This window comes from Micromonospora sp. NPDC020750 (assembly GCF_044334565.1).
Taxonomy (GTDB): domain Bacteria; phylum Actinomycetota; class Actinomycetes; order Mycobacteriales; family Micromonosporaceae; genus Micromonospora.
Genome location: NZ_JBIRTH010000002.1, coordinates 954,309 through 970,394 on the forward strand (window position 1 = coordinate 954,309; position 16,086 = coordinate 970,394).

Genomic DNA, 16,086 nt, shown 5'->3' on the forward strand with positions numbered 1-16,086 from the left:
GGTGATGGATACGAAATCAGGCGTCAACTGAAGATGCTGACACCACCCGGGCCGACCAACAGCCCGACCACGATGAGGACGACGCCCCACAGGATCTGCCGGCGGAAGAGCGCCAGGATGCCGGCGACCACGAGAATGACTGCGAGAATCCAGAGAATCAGCTCCATGGCTGCTGAATACCCGAGTGGCCGATCCGGGAAACCTCGCCGGCATCCAGATGATCTCCCAGATGGAAGATGCTGTACGCCTGCTTGATCACCGGGTGGGCGACGTTGCGGACCCGGACCCCGCCCGGGGTGGTGCCCCGCTCGCTGCCGGCGTGCGCATGCCCGTGCAGGGCCAGCGCGGTCGGCGCCGAGTCGATGGCCTGCCCCAGCTGGTACGAGCCGAGGAACGGGTAGATCTCCAGCGGCTCGCCCGCCAGGGTGTCCGGCACGGGGGAGTAGTGGGTGAGCGCGACCAGCAGGTCGCAGTCCAGCCCTCGCAGCGCCGCGCCCAGCGCCTCCGCGCTCTCGTTCGTCGTCCGGACGAACGACTTCATCTCCGGCTCGCCGAAGTCGCTGGCGCACCGGCCGGCGAAGCCACCGCCGAAGCCCTTCACCCCGGCCACGCCGAGTCGCCCGCCGGCGAACTCCAGCACGATCCCCTCGCCCTCCAGCACCCGGATGCCCACGTCCTCGAGCACCTTGACCACCTGTGGCACCTGGTCGCACTGGTGGTCGTGGTTGCCGAGCACCGTCACCACCGGCACCCCCAGCCCGCCGAACTCCTCGGCCACGCAGCGGGCCTCGGCCTCGGTGCCGTGCCGGGTCAGGTCGCCGGCGAGCAGCAGCACGTCGGCGCAGTCGGCCAGCTCGTTGAGGGCGGGCCGGAACCGGCCCACCACGTCCTGGTCCACGTGCACATCGCCCACGGCGGCGATCCGGATCACCTTTCGACCTCCCTCACGGCAACTGCTCGACTTCCGTGGGCGCCTGCGCGCGGATCACCCCGATGTCGCTGGTGACCGGCACGTCGGGAAAACGCTCGGCCACCCGGCGCAGGATCTCCTCCCGCCGGTGCGGACTCTCCACCTCGCCGTAGAGCACCAGGCCCCGCTCCCGGCGGACCACGGTGATTCCCTGCTCGGCGACGGCCGGGTCCTCGGCGAGCAGCCGCTGGATCTCGGCCTCCACGTACTCGTCGGGCGGGCCGGCGGCGGCGGGCGTCCCGGCGGCATGGTCGCGGTACGCGCTCACACGATCTCCTTCTCCTCGGTGGCGCCGGAGTGCGGCACCACGTCCAGCCGGTCGAGCAGCACCAGGAACGCCTCGGCGTACGGCGAGTGCTGCGTCTCCTTCCGTACCCGTTCCCAGTCGATCTGCTCCCGCAGCGACCGGGCCAGCGGCAGCGCCCGGGCGAAGTCGCAGTAGTGCTGGGAGAAGCTGAGCAGCTTGTGCACCATGAGCTGGCTCGCCGAGAGCACCGGCATGTGGATCGCGTCCACCGGCCGGACGATCGTGTCGGCGAAGGTCTCCTCGGTCACCGGGGTCTCGATCGGCCGGTGGATCAGGTCCACCATCCGGCCATCGTCGTAGACCTTCACCAGCCAGTCCTCGGGCGGACGCTCGGCGGTGAAGCCCGCCTCGACCAGGGCCTCCATCGCCCGGTCGACGTCCTGCCCCCGGATCAGGAAGTCGACGTCGTGGTCGCTGGAGTGCCCGCCGTGGGCGTACACCGCGAAGCTGCCGCCGAGGGCGAACGGGATCTCGGACTGTTTGAGCACGGCGGCGACCTTCTTCAGCGTGTGCACCAGGGTCTCGTCCCCGCGCTCGGCCATCTGGCTCTCCCGTCGGTCGTGAGGTGGACAGGCGGATTCGAATTGCGTACCCGGCACAGAGGTCGCCCACACCTGAGCCTCGCCCGACGGGGCGGCAATGGGGTGCGGACGGACAAATCGCCGTGGTGGGCATACGTCCGATAGGCTGCGGAGAGTGGCCAGATCACTGCGGGAGCGGCGCGGCAAGGCCCGACTGCGCGCTGTAGCCCTGATCGGCATTGACGGCTCGGGCAAGACCACTCAGGCACACCACCTCGCCGAGGCGCTCACCGCCGCCGGGCGTCCGGCGACATACCACCGCAACGCCGGCGGGCGCCGCTGGCTCGGGCGCCTCGCCCAACGGCTCGGCCGCCCGGACGCCGAGCGGCTGGTCGGCCGGCGCGGCCTGCTCGCCGTCGAGTCCCTGCTGCGCTGGCTCGCCATCGCGGCGGCGCTGCTGAGCTGCCTGGTCACCGGCCGCACGGCCGTGATGGACCGCTACTCCGCCTGCCAGTACGCGAGCATCCGGGCGCATGGCGGGCAGCGCTGGGAGCGGCTGGCCCGCGCCGGATACCGGATGTTCCCGCCGCCGCAGGTCACCTTCCTGCTCACCGTCGAGCCGGCCGAGGCGTACCGGCGGATCGAGCGGCGTGGCACCGACCACGAGACCATCGGCTGGCTGACCGCCGCCGACACCGCCTACCGGACGCTGCCCGAGTTCCCGACCTTCGTGGTGGTCGATGCCGGTCGCCCGCAGGAGGAGGTCTCCCGGCAGATCCGGGCCCACCTGGCCGCCTGGCTGCCGACCGAGCGGCCCGCGCCGGCCGGGGAGTCCGTGCAGGTCGGGGAGCCTCCGCAGGTCGGGGAGTCTGCGCAGGTCGGGCAACCCGTGCCGGTCGGGGAGCCGGCACCGTCCGGCCCGGGTCGGGTCGACGCGGCAGACCGGGGCGCGGGCCGGCGACTGGCGGCTCAGGGCCGCCCGTAGGTCGGACCGCTCGCGCCGGGCCGATGCCTCGACCCTTCGCGCCGCCCCGGCCGGGTCGCCAGCTGTCCCGGGCCCGGCAGGCCGGGCCGCCGGAACGGCGGGGCGTCGGCCGCCGACCGGCATGGGGCAGGGCCCTGCCGGAGAAAGAGCCGGAAGCTGCGGAAATGGCAGTGTTCGGCGCAACAATGATGAACGTCCGGAGTACTTTTTCCCGATACGCGGGGAGATGGTTGACGCTCACGCTTCATGAAAGTAAGTTTCATCCGTGGTGAAGAGTTCGAAGATTTCTGCGAGTCACGAGCCGGGTGGACTGATCGTCCACATCAGCGGTTTGCTCCCCTCGCTGTCGCCCGCCGAGCAGCGGGTGGCGCGGCTGGTGGTCGCCGACCCGGCGGACGCAGCCCGGCGCACCATCACCGACCTCGCCACCACCGCCGAGACATCCGAGGCGACCGTGATCCGGTTCTGCCGCTCGGTCGGCATGAACGGCTACCCGCAGCTGCGCATCCGCCTCGCCGCCGAGGCGGCCCGCCGGATCGAGCCCCCGGATGCCCGGGTGGTCGGCGGCGACATCCCGCCCGGTGCCGACCTGGCCCAGATCATCGCCACCATCGCGTTCAACGACGCGCGGGCGGTCGAGGAGACGGCCGAGCAGCTTGACCCGGCCGTCTGCGAGCAGGTCGTCGAGGCGATCGTCGGCGCCAGCCGGATCGAGGTGTACGGCGCGGGCGCCAGCGGCTTCGTGGCCTCCGACTTCCAGCAGAAGCTGCATCGTATCGGCCGGACAGCGTTCTACTTCCCCGACGTGCACACAGCGCTCACCTCGGCGGCCCTGCTCGGCAAGGGCGACATTGCGTTGGGCATCTCACACACCGGCACCACCGCCGACGTGATCGAGGTGTTGGAGCAGGCCCGGTCCCGGGGCGCGGCCACAGCCGCGCTGACCAATTTCCCCCGCTCGCCGATCACGGACGTCGCCGACTTCGTGCTCACCACGGCGGCCCGGGAGACCACCTACCGCTCCGGCGCGATGGCCAGCCGGCTGGCCCAGCTCACCGTGGTCGACTGCCTCTTCGTCGGTGTGGCCGCCCGCAACCGGACGCGGGCCCGCAAGGCGCTGGAGGTCACCGCCGAGGCGGTGCAGACCCACCGGGTCGGCTCCAACCGGAGGCGGGGATGACCGCCCGTCGGGTCCAGCCCGACGAGGTGGCCACAGTCCCGGCCCGCCCGGTGGTCCGGGTGGGCGCGCCGACCGAGCGACGCAACCCGCTCAGCCTCGACCTCGACCTGATGTCCACCCGGGACGTGCTCACCGTGATCAATGAGGCGGACCGCCGGGTGCCGGCGGCCGTCGCGGCGGTCCTCGACGAGATCGCCGCCACCGTCGAACTCGCGGTCGCCGCGCTGCGCGGTGGGCACCGGGTGCACTACTTCGGCGCCGGCACCTCCGGCCGGCTCGGGGTACTCGACGCCGCCGAGTTGGCTCCCACCTTCAATTCGCCCCGGCACTGGTTCTGCTCCCACATCGCCGGCGGCTCCGACGCGATGTGGCGGGCCGTCGAGGACGCCGAGGACGACCACGGGGGCGGAGCGGCCGCGGCGGCGGACTGCGTCGCCACCGGCGACCTGGTCGTCGGCCTGGCCGCCAGCGGGCGCACCCCGTACGTTCTCGGGGCGCTCGCCGCGTCCAGGGCGCAGGGGGCCTCGACCGTGCTGCTCTGCGCCAACCCGGAGGCGAAGGCCGCCTCGGCGGTCGACGTCTTCATCGGCGTGGACACCGGCCCCGAGGTGGTGACCGGGTCGACCCGGATGAAGGCGGGCACCGCGCAGAAGTTGGTGCTCAACACCTTCTCCACCGCCGTGATGGTGCGGCTGGGTCGGGTCTACTCGAATCTGATGATCGACATGGTGGCCACCAACGCCAAGCTGCGGGGCCGGATGATCTCGATCCTGATGGAGGCCACCGGCTGCGCCGAGGAGGTATGCCGGCTGGCCCTGCACGAGGCCGACGGCGACCTGAAGACCGCCCTGGTGTCGTTGGTCTCCGGGGCCGAGGTGTCCGCCGCCCGGGCCGCCCTGGCCCGCTCCGCCCACCAGGTCCGCGGCGCCATCGCCCTGCTCGCCACCTGAGCCGAGGTCCCAGTCACCGGGGTGCGGCGTCCAGGTCCCGTCACCGGGGTGCTGCGTCGGGCGCGCCTCGGTGACGTTGGTCACGACCCTGCCCGGAGTGGGACTTCGCGCATGCCCCGGATTGTTCGACCGGGGCGAGGGTATTCCGTGTCCGTGAATGAACCGAGCGGTCCGTCGGCGCGTATCAGGCGGTGACCAGGATCGCAGCGCGGCGGTGACGCGGATCGCTGTGCGCCCGGGGCCGGCAGTGATGCCATTCCTGGGGGCGGCGGTGTCCGCCGATCCGCCGGCCTGTCCGTGGCGCAGACGGCGAGCTGCCCGACGGGGTGCTGACAGCAAACATGGATCGGGCTCTCAGCTACTACTCAGGCATTCGTGACACTTTCGACTCACGACATGGAATCCCGGGCCCGTCTCAGCTGTTGTGCAGGTGTCAGGTCAGCACCAGTGGGCACAGCGGAAGTCACGGGGGAGGGCTGATGTACGTGGGGATGGCAAGGAACCGGGCAACCGGCGCGAGCGAGGGGACCGTGGGCAACGTGGACAAGAACATCGGCATGCGAACCGACGAGGTAGCCGAGGAGCGCGACCTCGTCGGAGTCTACCTTCACGAGATCTCCCGGACGCCACTGCTGGACGCCGCCATGGAGGTCGACCTCTCCAAGGCGATCGAGGCCGGCCTCTACGCCGAGCACCTGCTCGACGCGGACCGCGTTCCCTCCGGTGTCGACCGGGACGAACTGGAGCACGTAGTCACCGAGGGGGAGCGGGCGAAGGACCTCTTCATCCGCGCCAACCTGCGGCTGGTCGTCTCCATCGCCCGCCGCTACGTGCGTTCGGGCATGCCCATGCTCGACCTGATCCAGGAGGGCAACACCGGCCTGGTCCGGGCGGTCGAGAAGTTCGACTACGAGCGGGGCTACAAGTTCTCCACCTACGCGACCTGGTGGATCCGCCAGGCGATCAGCCGGGCCATCGCGCAGCAGGAGCGCACCGTGCGACTGCCGGTGCACCTGGTCGAGGACGTCAACCGGATGCGGAACGTGATCCGGCAGCTCACCCGCGAGCTGGGTGGCGACCCGGAGCCGGAGCAGATCGCGGCGTCCCTCGGCGTGACCGTCGCACGGGTCAACGAGCTGGTTCGCTGGTCGCAGGACACGGTGTCGCTGGACACCCCGATCGGCGACGACGGCGACACCAAACTCGGCGACCTGGTCGCCGACAGCGACGCCCCGTCGCCGGAGGACATCGTCCTGACCGGGCTGGAGCGGCAGCGCATCGAGGGTCTGCTCAACCACCTCGACGACCGGTCGGCCGGCATCATGCGGGCCCGCTACGGCCTGGAGGACGGGCGGGAGCACTCGCTGACCGAGGTCGCCTCGCGGTTCTCCCTCTCCCGGGAGCGGATCCGGCAGTTGGAGATCCAGGCCCTGGGCCGGCTGCGCGAGCTCGCCCGGGCGGAGGGGCTGCAGGCCGCCTGACCTGGTAGCAATAACGGCGAACGGCCGGCGTCCGACAGGGGGACGCCGGCCGTTCGCCGTTCGGGTCGGTGCCGTCAGCGGACCCGGCCGTACCCGTAGGGCTTCATCAGGTCGACGTTCCGCTTCTCCACGTTGCGGCCGAAGGTCGGCGCGTGGATCACCTGGCCCCCGCCGACGTAGATGGACACGTGCCCGAGGCTGTTGTAGAAGACCAGGTCGCCCGGGCGCAACTCGCTGCGGCTGATGTGGCTGACCACGCCCCACTGCATCTTCGTGTTGTGCGGCAGCGACTTGCCGGCCGCCCGCCAGGCGGCGGAGGTGAGGCCGGAGCAGTCGTACCCGTTCGGGCCGTCGGCGGCCCAGACGTAGGGCTTGCCGAGGGCGCCGTACGCGTACCGGACCGCGGTGCCCGCCCGGCCGGAGACGGCGGGCGCCTGCTCGGCGGAACTCCCGCCCGACTTCGACTTCGTCCTCGGTGCCGGCGCCGGCGGCTCGGTGGCCCGCCCGTACGCCTGACGGCGCATCTCGTAGAGCTCGGCCAGGTCCTTCTCGATCTTCTTCTTGCCGGCGGCGAGCTGCTTGGCCTGCGCGGCCTGCTTCGCCAGCGTCGCGTCGAGCCGGGCCTTCTGGTCGAGCAGTCGGCGCTGGCTCTCGGTGAAGCCGGAGATCCGCTGCTGGCGCTGCCGGGTGAGCTGGTCGAGGGTGTCCAGCCGGTCCAGCAGGTTGCTCGGGCCGCCCGCGCTCAGCAGCGCGTTGGCGGTGTCCATCCGGCCCGTCTTGTACGCGGTGACGGCGATCTCGCCGACGTCCGCCCGGCTCTGCGCGGTCTGTGCCTCCAGTGGCCCGATCCGGGCCGTCAGCTTCGCCGCGGCGGCCTTGTTCGCCTTGATGTCCTCGGTGAGCTTGTTGTAGGACTCGACGACCCGTTCCAGCTCGGTCGAGGACTTCTCGATTCGCTGGGTCAGTTCGGCGGGCGACGGCTCGGCCTGAGCCGCCGACGCCGGGGCGATCAGCACGGCCGCGAGGCCGGCCGCCGCCAGTGCGCGCAGCGAATTCCTGAGGTACGACAAGAGCGGAGGGCTCCTCTCCCACCAGTCGCCGGGCGTCGCGGGACGCCGCGGCGACGCCGACCCGGTGCTGTCCGGGTGGACGGCCGTCGACCGGGCCGACCCGCCCAACCTAACCCGGGACGGAAGTTACCCGCAGGTGAAGCAGGGGCGAAAGTGGCGAAACGGCTAGATGTGTCGCGAGATACAGTCACGTTCGGTAGCTGTCGGGGAGGCGCTCCGGCGCGACCGGCGGGGCCGGATGTGCCGAACGGGCGTTCCATGGCTTTCGTCGTTCTGGGCGGATGCTGCCGGACGCGACGATTAATAGCCGGACAAGCCGGAATTGGTGGCCTCTTGCCGGCGCGGAGGGGACCGCAGGCCCGCCCCCGGCTCCGGAAAATCGGGGCCTGGGCTGGACCGATGGCCAGACAATGGAGCGGAGCCGGGAATCCCGCCAGGCGTCAACCGGCGCCGCGGGGACCGCTCCCGGCCCCTCAGCCGTGGGAGACAGCCGTGATTCGAGATGGCTCCGCTACCCGCCCGCACCGGTCACCGAGGGTGACCCCCGCGCCCCCTGTCCTGCTCTACGCCCAGCCCGGGATCGTCGTCACGACGGACCGGTTCACCGTCGGCCACAGCAGCTTCGCGATCGCCGACCTGACCCACCTGCACACCGCCCGGGGCCCACACGACCGGCTCGCCGTCCGGGCGGTGGCGGTGACCGCCGTCATGATCGCCGGGGTGGGGCTGCTGCTCGGCTTCACCGGCGGCCTGCAACGGCTGACCGCCGGGGCGTACCTGACTCTCGGGGTGGTGGCCCTGCTACCCGTGCTGCTCGCGGCGGTCGGCGCCCGCTGGCGCCCGCCGCCGTACGAGCTGTGGGGCTGGCACCGAGGCGTCCGGGTGCTGTTGTTCAGCAGCGACGACCAGCGGCAGTTCGGGCAGGTCAGCCGTGCCGTGCACCGGGCCCGCGAGGGCGTGCGGTACGGCGGCTGGGACGCCGCGCCGGCCACCGCGGAGGAGTTCTGGCGCCCGGACCGCTGACCCCGGCCGGGTCAGCGTCAGCCGGCGACCGGCTCCGGGGTGCGGGCGCGCTCGGGAGCCAGCCAACGGCTCACCCGCCGCTCGGCGTAGAAGGACACGAAGGGCACCGTGCCGGCGAGCATCACCAGCAGCATCCGCTTCAGCGGCCAGTCCGCCCGGCGGGACAGGTCGAACGTCGCCGCCAGGTAGAGCATGTACAGCCAGCCGTGCGCCGTCCCGACGACGGCGACCACCGTCGGCTCGTCGAACCCGTACTTCAGCGGCATGCCGATCAGGACCAGCACGGCCAACGCCACGCCCACGATCCAGGCGATCACGCGGTACCGGGTAAGGGCTCCGCCCACCTTCGTCCGTCCTTCCGAACCGGCCTCGGCCGGGTAGTCGCGAACCGGCGTCAGCCGGGATAGTCACCGGGCCGGGAGCCCGGATTGGCGTTCAACCACGCCAGGTAGCGGTTGTACGCGGCCAGGTCGGCGTCCTCGGGGCCGCCGGCCGGCACCGCGGACACCCGGGCGACCCGCACGGGTCGGCGTACCCCCGTCGGGGCGCCGGACGCCGACAGGGCCGCGCCGGCCATGATGTCGCCGCCCGCCTCCTCACCGCCTGCCGACGGCCCGTCCGCGGCGGAGCGCAGGGTGTGCCGCAGCTCACGCCACCAGACGAAGACGACGAACGCGGCGAAGACCGGCCACTCGACGGCGTAACCCCAGCTGATGGAGTTGCCGTCGGCGGCCCGGGTGATCTGCCACCAGCCCAGCCCGAGAAAGCTGACGACCAGCACGACCATGGCCACGTGGCGGGCGATCCACGCCGGTGTCCAGAGCCGTTTCATGGGTTCGAGGGTACCGGGAGTCGGGACGCTCTCCGACGTGGCGTCGTAGTTCGGGGGTTTGGTGGTGGCCGGTGTGGGCATCCGTCTAGACGCCAGCCAGAACGAGACGAGGGGGCGACGATGACCGAATCAGTGCGGCAGACCGGCGGCCCGACGGGAGCCAGCCCGGAGCAGCGGATGCCCGAGTGGGACGGCGACCACGTCCACGACATGTCCACCGACGACGACGGCGAGCTGGGGATCGACCCCACCGAGCTCGCCGACGAGGACCTGATCCGCGAGATACACAGCCTGCACCGCACCCGGCTCGACACGCTGCGGCACGCGGCGGACTCGGCGCTCGCGAACCACCTGCGGCGCACGGCAGAGCTGGAGACCGAGTACCTGGCCCGGCACCCGGGCCGCGAGGTCGACCCGGCCCGGCTGCGGGACGAGTGATGGCGGAGCACGCGGAGCGCGGGATGTCCGCGCCACCAGAGGTGGTCTTCAACACGGCGACCGACCCGGACCGGGCCGCCGCGTGGCTGCCCCAGCCGCTGCGGTCCGACGGCCGCAGCCGCCCCGATGTCAGCCCCGGGCAGATGCGGGCCCGGTGGGCCAGCGCCTCCGCCCCCGGCTGGTCGGCCGAGATCCGGGTGGAGGCCGCGGACGCCGGGGGCGCCCGGGTCCAGCTCGACCTGTCCGGGGCAGCCGGCCAGGCGGATCCGGGACTGGCCGAGGAAACCCTGGCCAACCTCGCCCGCGAGGTGGCCGACAACCTGACCGCCGGTTGAGCCGGCAGCCGGACCCGCTGCCGGCGCGCCGCGCGCCAGCACGCGCAGAGAACGAGGAGACGCGGTTGAGCGACAGCAGCCTGAAGCAGAAGGTGGCGCGGCTGCGCCAGGCGTACGCGCCGCACGAGCACCGGCCGCTCGGTGGCTACCTGGTGGCGATGGGCACCTACGCCGGGGTGACCGCCACGCTCGCCGGACTGGTCAGGGCGACCGGCCGGCCGGTGCCGGAGCGGCCCAGCCCGTCGGACGTGGTGCTGCTCTCCATCGCCACCCACAAGCTCAGCCGGCTGCTGTCCAAGGACGCGGTCACCAGCCCGCTGCGCGCCCCGTTCACCCGGTACGACCGCCCGAGCGGCTCCGGTGAGGTGATGGAGCAGGTCCGGGACTCGGGCAGTCCCACCCGGCACGCCATCGGCGAGCTGCTGAGCTGCCCGTTCTGTCTGGCGGTCTGGGTGGCCACCGGGCTCACCGGCGGCCTGGTGCTGGCCCCCCGGCTCACCCGGCTGGTGGCCACCGCGCTGACCGCGGTGGCGGCCTCCGACTTCCTCCAGATGGGCTACGCCGTCGCCCAGCGGGCCGCCGACGGCGGTCGCGACAAGGACTGACACGGGTACGGGGAGGGGCCGCCGGCGGCCCCTCCCCGTACCTGTCCGGCGTTGCCTCAGCGCTGCCTGCCGTCTTCGTCGGGTGTCAGCGCTGCATGGCGTCTCGTCGGGCGTCAGCGTTGCATGCCGGACCAGCCGTGCGGCGACTCCGTCTCGCGTTCCTCGTCGTCCTCGTCGCCGGTGATGATGTCGGGGTCGACGGCGGTGAGGTCGTGCTCGTCGGCGAAGTCCGGCTCGGGCGTGGTGTCCAGGCCCTCCGGCGGCTGGCCGAGCGCCGGGACGTGCTCCTCCCGCTGCTCCTCGCGATCGGTCATCTCGCTGTCCTCTCCGTGGTCGGGGCGGGGTCGGTGCCGCGGTCGGCCCGGGTGACGGCGTTGGCCGCCGTGGGCCTGCTCGTGCCGGCCGAACCCGAGGCGTCAGGCCGCCGACCCGCCCAGCAGATCGGCGGCCTCGTCCACCGCGTACTCGCCCTGGGGCAGCGCGGCGATCCGGGTGAGCAGCACCGCGGGAAGCTCGGCGGCTACCGCCCGGCGGTAGATGTCCGCCTGGCTGATCCGCTCCTGGCCGTGGTAGATCTCGTCGAGCAGCTCGTCGAGCGGCCGGGTGTCCGGTTCCTCGGTCGGCTCGTCGTCCCCGGTCGGGTCGGTGTCGGCGGGCAGATCGGTGTCGGCGGCCAGCTCGGCGTCGTCCACAGCGGCGTCCGTCACGGGTGCGTCGTCGGTCACGACGGTCGGCTACCCCAGGCGGAATCGGTCAAACGTCACCCCACCCCGCCCCCGGCCCCTGACCCACCCCGGCGTGCGTTGATCAAGAACTTTGCGTCAGGTTCGTTGGCGACTTCTGACGCAAAGCCCTTGATCAACGGGGCGGGGTCAGGCCGGAGGGGTGAGGGGGGCCGTCGTGGTGCGGCGGGTGTGGACGGCGGTGGCCAGGGTGTCGAGGACCTCCTGCGTGGTGTCCCAGCCGAGGCAGGCGTCGGTGACGGAACGGCCGTACTCCAGCTCGCGGGTGGGGTCGAGGTCCTGTCGGCCGGGGAGCAGGAAGCTCTCCAGCATGATGCCGACGATGCCGCGCTGGCCGGCGGCGAGCTGGTCCGCGACGTCGGCGGCGACCAGCGGCTGGCGGCGGTGGTCCTTGCCGCTGTTGGCGTGACTCGCGTCGATCACCACCCGCTCCGGCAGGCCGGCCGCCCGGAGCAGGTCCAGCGCCCCGGCCACCGAGGCGGCGTCGTAGTTCGGGCCGTCGTTGCCGCCGCGCAGCACCAGATGGCCGTCGACGTTGCCCCGGGTGTGCATGATCGCCGGGGTGCCGGAGACGTCGATCCCGGGGAAGACGTGCGGGACACCGGCCGCCCGGATGGCGTCCACGGCGGTGCCGACGCTGCCGTCGGGGCGGTTCTTCATGCCGATCGGCATGGACAGGCCGGAGGCGAGCTGCCGGTGCACCTGGCTCTCCACGGTGCGCGCGCCGATCGCACCCCAGGCCACCGTGTCGGCGATGTACTGCGGGGTGATCGGGTCGAGGAACTCGCAGCCAACCGGCAGGCCCAGCCGCAGCACGTCCAGCAGCAGCGCGCGGGCGGTACGCAGGCCGGTGTTCACGTCGCCCGAGCCGTCCAGCCCGGGGTCGTTGATCAGGCCCTTCCAGCCGACCGTCGAGCGCGGCTTCTCGAAGTACACCCGCATCACGATCAGCAGGTCGTCGGCGAGCCGGTCCGCGACGGTCCGCAGCCTGGCCGCGTAGTCCAGGGCGGCGGCCGGGTCGTGCACCGAGCACGGGCCGACCACCACCAGCAGCCGGTCGTCGGCACGGTCGAGCACCCGGCTGACCGCGCGCCGGCCGTCGAGCACGGCCTCGGTGAGCGGCGCGTCCAGGGGCAGGTGGTGGTGCAGCAGGGCCGGGGTGGTCAACGGCACGATGCGATCGATCCGTTGGTCGATGACGCGATGGTTGTCCGGGGTGGTCACGGTGGGGTTCCTTCCGCCGACCGTGCCCCGGGGCCGGCGCCCAGGGTCGAGCCGGCTGCTCGTACGCAAAAGGGCAGGAACCAATGTCCCTGCCCAGCCGGCTCGAAGAGGAGTGACGTCAAATCATGGTGAAGTCACCGGCTCCTCCAGCCGGCTGCCTAAACCATCGATAGCAACATGTCACGGCGACCAGGATACCCGATGCGGCCGGATCACCGACGAGGTGCACGGGCCCGTTCCGCCGAGCCGCGCACGGGGTACAGAGGCCGGCATGACGAATGCTCACAGCGACCAGGACCGGATCGAGTCCCGGGCCCACCTGCTGCCCGAGGAGGCCGCCGCCGGCAGCGACGACCCGCGGGCCCAGGCCGCCGCCATCCTCACCGAGTCGGACCTGCGGGAGGAGGACCAGAACGCCGCCCCCGACACGGTGCCGGAGCAGCGCACCTCGGAGGAGACGGTGCCCCCGATCGAGCCCCCGGACTGAGCGGGCGCGCGCCGGGCGCGCGGCCGGCACGCCGCGCTCCCGGCGGGACCCCGGTCGGCGGTCCGGGCGTACCCCGGATCGTCACCACGCCCGGCGCTCCCGACGGGCTGCGGGCGGCGGGCCCGCCGCCGCGCCGACCACGCGCGCGTCACCTTTCCGTCCCGCCGATCGGATAGCGTCGGGCCATGCCCGACAGCGGTTACCCCTGGCCGATCGAAACGACCCGACTGGACAACGGTCTACGCGTGGTGGTGAGCGAGGACCGCGCCGCCCCTGCGGTCGCCGTGAACCTCTGGTACGACGTGGGTTCCCGGCACGAGCCGGACGGGCAGACCGGGTTCGCCCACCTCTTCGAGCACCTGATGTTCGAGGGCTCGGTCAACGTGGCGAAGACCGAGCACATGAAGCTCGTCCAGGGCGCGGGCGGCTCCCTGAACGCCACCACCAACCCGGACCGGACGAACTACTTCGAGACCGTCCCGGCCGAGCATCTGGAGCTGGCGCTCTGGCTGGAGGCCGACCGGATGGGCGGCCTGGTGCCGGCGCTGACCCAGGAGACGCTGGACAACCAGCGGGACGTGGTCAAGAACGAGCGCCGCCAGCGCTACGAGAACGTGCCGTACGGCGACGCGTGGCTGCGGCTGCTGCCGCTGCTCTACCCGCCGGGGCACCCGTACCACCATGCGACCATCGGGTCGATGGCCGACCTGAACGCCGCCGACCTGGCCACCTTCCAGGACTTCCACCGCACCTACTACGCACCGAACAACGCGGTTCTGACCGTGGTCGGCGACGCCACCGCGGCCGAGGTGTTCGCGCTGGCCGACAAGTACTTCGGCGCACTCCCGGCCCGGGAGTCGATCCCGGCCGCGCCGGACGGCCGGCACGTGCCGGGCGGCGGCGGGCCGGTGGCGGAGACCGTCACGGCGGCGGTGCCCGCGCCCCGCGTCTACGTCGCGCACCGCACCCACGCCTTCGGCACCCCCGGGTACGACGTGCTCACCGTCCTCGCCACCGTGCTGGGCAGCGGCCGGGGCAGCCGGCTCTACCAGCGCCTCGCCGACGGCGAGCGGATCGCCCAGCCCGACCTGGTCGGCTCCTACGGGGTGGACCTCGCGCACGCCCCCGCCCCGCTGATCGCCACGGCCACCGCCCGTCCCGGGGTGAGCGGCGAGCGGCTGGCCGCCGGGGTGGCCGAGGTGGTCGACGAGTTGGCCACCGTGCCCGTCACCGCCGCGGAGCTGGACCGGGCCAAGGCGCTGCTGAGCACCGGGTGGTGGCGGCAGATGTCCACGGTCGACGGACGCGCCGACGCTCTCGGCCGGTACGCCACCCAGTTCGGCGATCCGGCCGTCGCCGCCGAGCGGCTGCCCGCCTGGCTCGCGGTGACCGCCGACCAGATCGCCGAGCTCGCCGCCGAGATGCTGCGCGCCGAGGACCGGTTGACCCTGACCTACCTGCCTGAGGAGAGCGCGTGAGGGCGACGACCGAGCGGCGCCGCCCGGTGGGCCGCCGCGATCCGCTGTCCGCCGGCCCCGCAGTCGTGAACGGAAGGAAACCCCGATGAGCCTGATCGCCGACCGTCCCGGGCCGGGGCTGGCCCGGCCGTACCGGTTCCCGCAGGTGGTGCGCCGCTCGGTGGCCGGCGGCCAGGTCGTCGCCGCGCACCTGCCCGGGCAGAACCTGGCCGTGGCGCTGCTGCTGCTCGACGCCGGTGCCGGGCGGGAGCCGGCCGGCCGGGAAGGGCTCGGGGCGGTGCTGGCCAAGGCCCTGGAGGAGGGCACCGCGCAGCGGGACGCCACCTCGTACGCGCTGGCCGTGGAGGGGCTCGGCACCGAGCTGGTGACCGGGCTGGACTGGGATTCGTTCCAGGTCAGCGTCCAGGTGCCGGTGGACCGGCTGCCCGCCGCCGTGGAGCTGCTCGCCGAGGCCGTCCGGACGCCCCGGCTGGACCCGGACGACGTGCGGCGGGTCCGCGACGACGAGGCCACCGCCCTGCGGATGGACTGGGCGAACCCGGGCCCCCGGGCCGATGCGGCGCTGCGGGCCGACCTGTTCGGCGCGGAGAACCGGTGGGGCCGCCCGATGTACGGCGACCCGGACTCGGTGGCCGGCCTGGACCCCGAGGACATCACCGTCTTCCACTCCGAGTGGTTCCTCCGTCCCGGCACCCTGATCGTCGTCGGCGACCTGGATCGCCTCGACCTGGACGCGCTCGGTGCGGCGGCGTTCGCCGGCACCGGCGGCGGCCCGGTCTCCCAGGGCGGTCCGATCGACGTGTCGCTGCGCGCCGGGCGGCGGATCATCCTGGTCGACCGCCCCGGGTCGGTGCAGTCCACGCTGCGGCTGGGCCACCCGTCGCCGCACCGGGCGCACCCCGACCACGTGCCGTCGCTGCTGGCCGGCACGGTGCTCGGCGGGGCGTTCACCTCCCGGCTCAACCACCTGATCCGCGAAGTGCGCGGTTACACGTACGGCATCCGGGGCGAGTTCGCCTCGTCCCGCAGGTTCGGCCGGTTCGCGGTCGGCTCGGGTGTGCAGACGGCGGTGACCGCGCCTGCGCTGGTGGAGGCGGTCGGCGAGATCAGCCGTACCCAGGTCGGCGGGGTCACCGAGGACGAGCTCGCGGTGGCCCGGTCCTGGCGGGCCGGGCAGCTCTCGGTCGAGCTGCAGAGCCCCCGGGCGATCGCGTCGGCGCTGACCACCCTGGTCGTGCACGACCTGCCGGACGACTACCACGCCCGGCTGCGTGAGTCGCTGCTCGCCGCCGACGTCGACGAGGTCTCGGCCGCCGCCGCGGGCCACCTGCACCCGGAGTCGCTCACCCTGGTGGTGGAGGGCGACGCCGCGCTGATCCGCGACGACCTCGTCGCCACCAACCTCGGCGAAATCGTCGACGCCCCCCCGCTGACCCGCCCGACGGCGGCCCGCTGAC

General features: G+C 72.9%; 21 protein-coding genes. 11 read left to right on the forward strand and 10 right to left on the reverse strand.

Annotated elements, in window-relative coordinates:
- Positions 1–23: 23 nt before the first annotated feature.
- The 4 genes from ACH4T9_RS09610 to ACH4T9_RS09625 are packed head-to-tail and all read right to left on the reverse strand — an operon-like array spanning position 24 to position 2,038.
- The gene (locus tag ACH4T9_RS09610) at positions 24–167 is read right to left on the reverse strand and encodes a GPGG-motif small membrane protein (RefSeq protein ID WP_350884567.1); all 144 of its coding nucleotides are present in this window, start codon (positions 165–167) and stop codon (positions 24–26) included.
- Positions 158–931, reverse strand: a complete 774-nt coding sequence (locus tag ACH4T9_RS09615; protein ID WP_396670005.1) for a metallophosphoesterase — start codon at positions 929–931, stop codon at positions 158–160. The genes ACH4T9_RS09610 and ACH4T9_RS09615 overlap by 10 nt, the downstream gene beginning before the upstream one ends.
- 13 nt (positions 932–944) lie before the next feature.
- Positions 945–1,238 carry a hypothetical protein gene (locus ACH4T9_RS09620; protein WP_396670004.1) on the reverse strand — a complete coding sequence of 98 codons (294 nt, stop codon included), beginning with the start codon at positions 1,236–1,238 and terminating at the stop codon, positions 945–947.
- Positions 1,235–2,038 carry a nucleotidyltransferase family protein gene (locus ACH4T9_RS09625; protein ID WP_396670003.1) on the reverse strand — a complete coding sequence of 268 codons (804 nt, stop codon included), beginning with the start codon at positions 2,036–2,038 and terminating at the stop codon, positions 1,235–1,237. Before ACH4T9_RS09625 ends, ACH4T9_RS09620 begins: the two co-directional genes overlap by 4 nt.
- Between ACH4T9_RS09625 and ACH4T9_RS09630 the strand changes: the two genes are divergently transcribed.
- From ACH4T9_RS09630 to ACH4T9_RS09645, 4 genes are all read left to right on the forward strand, one after another.
- Complete coding sequence (locus tag ACH4T9_RS09630; protein ID WP_396670002.1) at positions 1,974–2,783, forward strand: dTMP kinase; 810 nt, start codon at positions 1,974–1,976, stop codon at positions 2,781–2,783. The two genes, ACH4T9_RS09625 and ACH4T9_RS09630, sit on opposite strands and share 65 nt — an antisense overlap.
- Before the next feature lie 265 nt (positions 2,784–3,048).
- Entirely contained in the window at positions 3,049–3,963 is a 915-nt protein-coding gene (locus ACH4T9_RS09635) for a MurR/RpiR family transcriptional regulator (protein WP_396670001.1), read from the forward strand.
- Positions 3,960–4,913 (forward strand): N-acetylmuramic acid 6-phosphate etherase, encoded by a 954-nt coding sequence (locus tag ACH4T9_RS09640; RefSeq protein ID WP_396670000.1) that lies wholly within the window; start codon positions 3,960–3,962, stop codon positions 4,911–4,913. Before ACH4T9_RS09635 ends, ACH4T9_RS09640 begins: the two co-directional genes overlap by 4 nt.
- A 491-nt stretch (positions 4,914–5,404) precedes the next feature.
- A complete protein-coding gene (locus ACH4T9_RS09645; RefSeq protein ID WP_396669999.1) occupies positions 5,405–6,394 on the forward strand; it encodes an RNA polymerase sigma factor RpoD/SigA in 990 nt (329 codons plus the stop codon).
- A 74-nt stretch (positions 6,395–6,468) separates the two neighbouring features.
- Here ACH4T9_RS09645 and ACH4T9_RS09650 read toward each other — a convergent pair whose 3' ends face one another.
- Positions 6,469–7,464: an NlpC/P60 family protein gene (locus ACH4T9_RS09650; protein WP_396669998.1), complete on the reverse strand. Its 996-nt coding sequence runs from the start codon at positions 7,462–7,464 to the stop codon at positions 6,469–6,471.
- 537 nt (positions 7,465–8,001) lie between these two features.
- On the opposite strand from ACH4T9_RS09650, the gene ACH4T9_RS09655 reads away from it, so the two are divergent.
- Positions 8,002–8,487: a DUF6232 family protein gene (locus tag ACH4T9_RS09655; protein ID WP_396669997.1), complete on the forward strand. Its 486-nt coding sequence runs from the start codon at positions 8,002–8,004 to the stop codon at positions 8,485–8,487.
- A 17-nt stretch (positions 8,488–8,504) separates the two neighbouring features.
- On the opposite strand, the gene ACH4T9_RS09660 is transcribed toward ACH4T9_RS09655, so the two are convergent.
- Positions 8,505–8,831: a DUF3817 domain-containing protein gene (locus tag ACH4T9_RS09660; protein WP_396669996.1), complete on the reverse strand. Its 327-nt coding sequence runs from the start codon at positions 8,829–8,831 to the stop codon at positions 8,505–8,507.
- A 50-nt stretch (positions 8,832–8,881) separates the two neighbouring features.
- Positions 8,882–9,319 carry a hypothetical protein gene (locus tag ACH4T9_RS09665; protein ID WP_396669995.1) on the reverse strand — a complete coding sequence of 146 codons (438 nt, stop codon included), beginning with the start codon at positions 9,317–9,319 and terminating at the stop codon, positions 8,882–8,884.
- Between the two features lie 120 nt (positions 9,320–9,439).
- Here ACH4T9_RS09665 and ACH4T9_RS09670 point away from each other — a divergent pair, with 120 nt between their 5' ends.
- The 3 genes from ACH4T9_RS09670 to ACH4T9_RS09680 all read left to right on the forward strand — a co-directional run bounded on the left by ACH4T9_RS09670 (position 9,440) and on the right by ACH4T9_RS09680 (position 10,697).
- Positions 9,440–9,757, forward strand: coding sequence for a DUF6158 family protein (locus ACH4T9_RS09670; protein ID WP_396669994.1), 318 nt, complete (start codon positions 9,440–9,442; stop codon positions 9,755–9,757).
- Positions 9,757–10,092 (forward strand): hypothetical protein, encoded by a 336-nt coding sequence (locus ACH4T9_RS09675; protein ID WP_396669993.1) that lies wholly within the window; start codon positions 9,757–9,759, stop codon positions 10,090–10,092. Before ACH4T9_RS09670 ends, ACH4T9_RS09675 begins: the two co-directional genes overlap by 1 nt.
- A gap of 65 nt (positions 10,093–10,157) precedes the next feature.
- Positions 10,158–10,697 (forward strand): DUF1360 domain-containing protein, encoded by a 540-nt coding sequence (locus ACH4T9_RS09680; protein WP_396669992.1) that lies wholly within the window; start codon positions 10,158–10,160, stop codon positions 10,695–10,697.
- Between the two features lie 113 nt (positions 10,698–10,810).
- Here ACH4T9_RS09680 and ACH4T9_RS09685 read toward each other — a convergent pair whose 3' ends face one another.
- The 3 genes from ACH4T9_RS09685 to ACH4T9_RS09695 all read right to left on the reverse strand — a co-directional run bounded on the left by ACH4T9_RS09685 (position 10,811) and on the right by ACH4T9_RS09695 (position 12,664).
- On the reverse strand, positions 10,811–11,011 hold the full coding sequence (locus tag ACH4T9_RS09685) for a hypothetical protein (RefSeq protein ID WP_396669991.1): 201 nt from the start codon (positions 11,009–11,011) through the stop codon (positions 10,811–10,813).
- Positions 11,012–11,113: 102 nt separating this feature from the next.
- The gene (locus tag ACH4T9_RS09690) at positions 11,114–11,374 is read right to left on the reverse strand and encodes a hypothetical protein (protein ID WP_396670721.1); all 261 of its coding nucleotides are present in this window, start codon (positions 11,372–11,374) and stop codon (positions 11,114–11,116) included.
- 195 nt (positions 11,375–11,569) lie between these two features.
- Positions 11,570–12,664 (reverse strand): 3-deoxy-7-phosphoheptulonate synthase, encoded by a 1,095-nt coding sequence (locus tag ACH4T9_RS09695; protein ID WP_396669990.1) that lies wholly within the window; start codon positions 12,662–12,664, stop codon positions 11,570–11,572.
- Positions 12,665–12,935: 271 nt separating this feature from the next.
- Between ACH4T9_RS09695 and ACH4T9_RS09700 the strand changes: the two genes are divergently transcribed.
- From ACH4T9_RS09700 to ACH4T9_RS09710, 3 genes are all read left to right on the forward strand, one after another.
- Positions 12,936–13,151 (forward strand): hypothetical protein, encoded by a 216-nt coding sequence (locus ACH4T9_RS09700; protein ID WP_387015920.1) that lies wholly within the window; start codon positions 12,936–12,938, stop codon positions 13,149–13,151.
- Positions 13,152–13,336: 185 nt separating this feature from the next.
- Positions 13,337–14,629, forward strand: coding sequence for a M16 family metallopeptidase (locus ACH4T9_RS09705; RefSeq protein ID WP_396669989.1), 1,293 nt, complete (start codon positions 13,337–13,339; stop codon positions 14,627–14,629).
- A gap of 85 nt (positions 14,630–14,714) precedes the next feature.
- Positions 14,715–16,085, forward strand: a complete 1,371-nt coding sequence (locus tag ACH4T9_RS09710) for a M16 family metallopeptidase (RefSeq protein WP_396669988.1) — start codon at positions 14,715–14,717, stop codon at positions 16,083–16,085.
- Position 16,086 lies beyond the last annotated feature (1 nt).

Bases quoted from the DNA above. Each gene is read 5' to 3' on its own strand.
- ACH4T9_RS09610 (WP_350884567.1), bottom strand. From the start codon at position 167: ATGGAGCTGATTCTCTGGATTCTCGCAGTCATTCTCGTGGTCGCCGGC.
- ACH4T9_RS09625 (WP_396670003.1), bottom strand. From the start codon at position 2,038: ATGCCGATCAGGGCTACAGCGCGCAGTCGGGCCTTGCCGCGCCGCTCC.
- ACH4T9_RS09640 (WP_396670000.1), top strand. From the start codon at position 3,960: ATGACCGCCCGTCGGGTCCAGCCCGACGAGGTGGCCACAGTCCCGGCC.
- ACH4T9_RS09645 (WP_396669999.1), top strand. From the start codon at position 5,405: ATGGCAAGGAACCGGGCAACCGGCGCGAGCGAGGGGACCGTGGGCAAC.
- ACH4T9_RS09665 (WP_396669995.1), bottom strand. From the start codon at position 9,319: ATGAAACGGCTCTGGACACCGGCGTGGATCGCCCGCCACGTGGCCATG.
- ACH4T9_RS09670 (WP_396669994.1), top strand. From the start codon at position 9,440: ATGACCGAATCAGTGCGGCAGACCGGCGGCCCGACGGGAGCCAGCCCG.
- ACH4T9_RS09675 (WP_396669993.1), top strand. From the start codon at position 9,757: ATGGCGGAGCACGCGGAGCGCGGGATGTCCGCGCCACCAGAGGTGGTC.
- ACH4T9_RS09685 (WP_396669991.1), bottom strand. From the start codon at position 11,011: ATGACCGATCGCGAGGAGCAGCGGGAGGAGCACGTCCCGGCGCTCGGC.
- ACH4T9_RS09700 (WP_387015920.1), top strand. From the start codon at position 12,936: ATGACGAATGCTCACAGCGACCAGGACCGGATCGAGTCCCGGGCCCAC.
- ACH4T9_RS09705 (WP_396669989.1), top strand. From the start codon at position 13,337: ATGCCCGACAGCGGTTACCCCTGGCCGATCGAAACGACCCGACTGGAC.
- ACH4T9_RS09710 (WP_396669988.1), top strand. From the start codon at position 14,715: ATGAGCCTGATCGCCGACCGTCCCGGGCCGGGGCTGGCCCGGCCGTAC.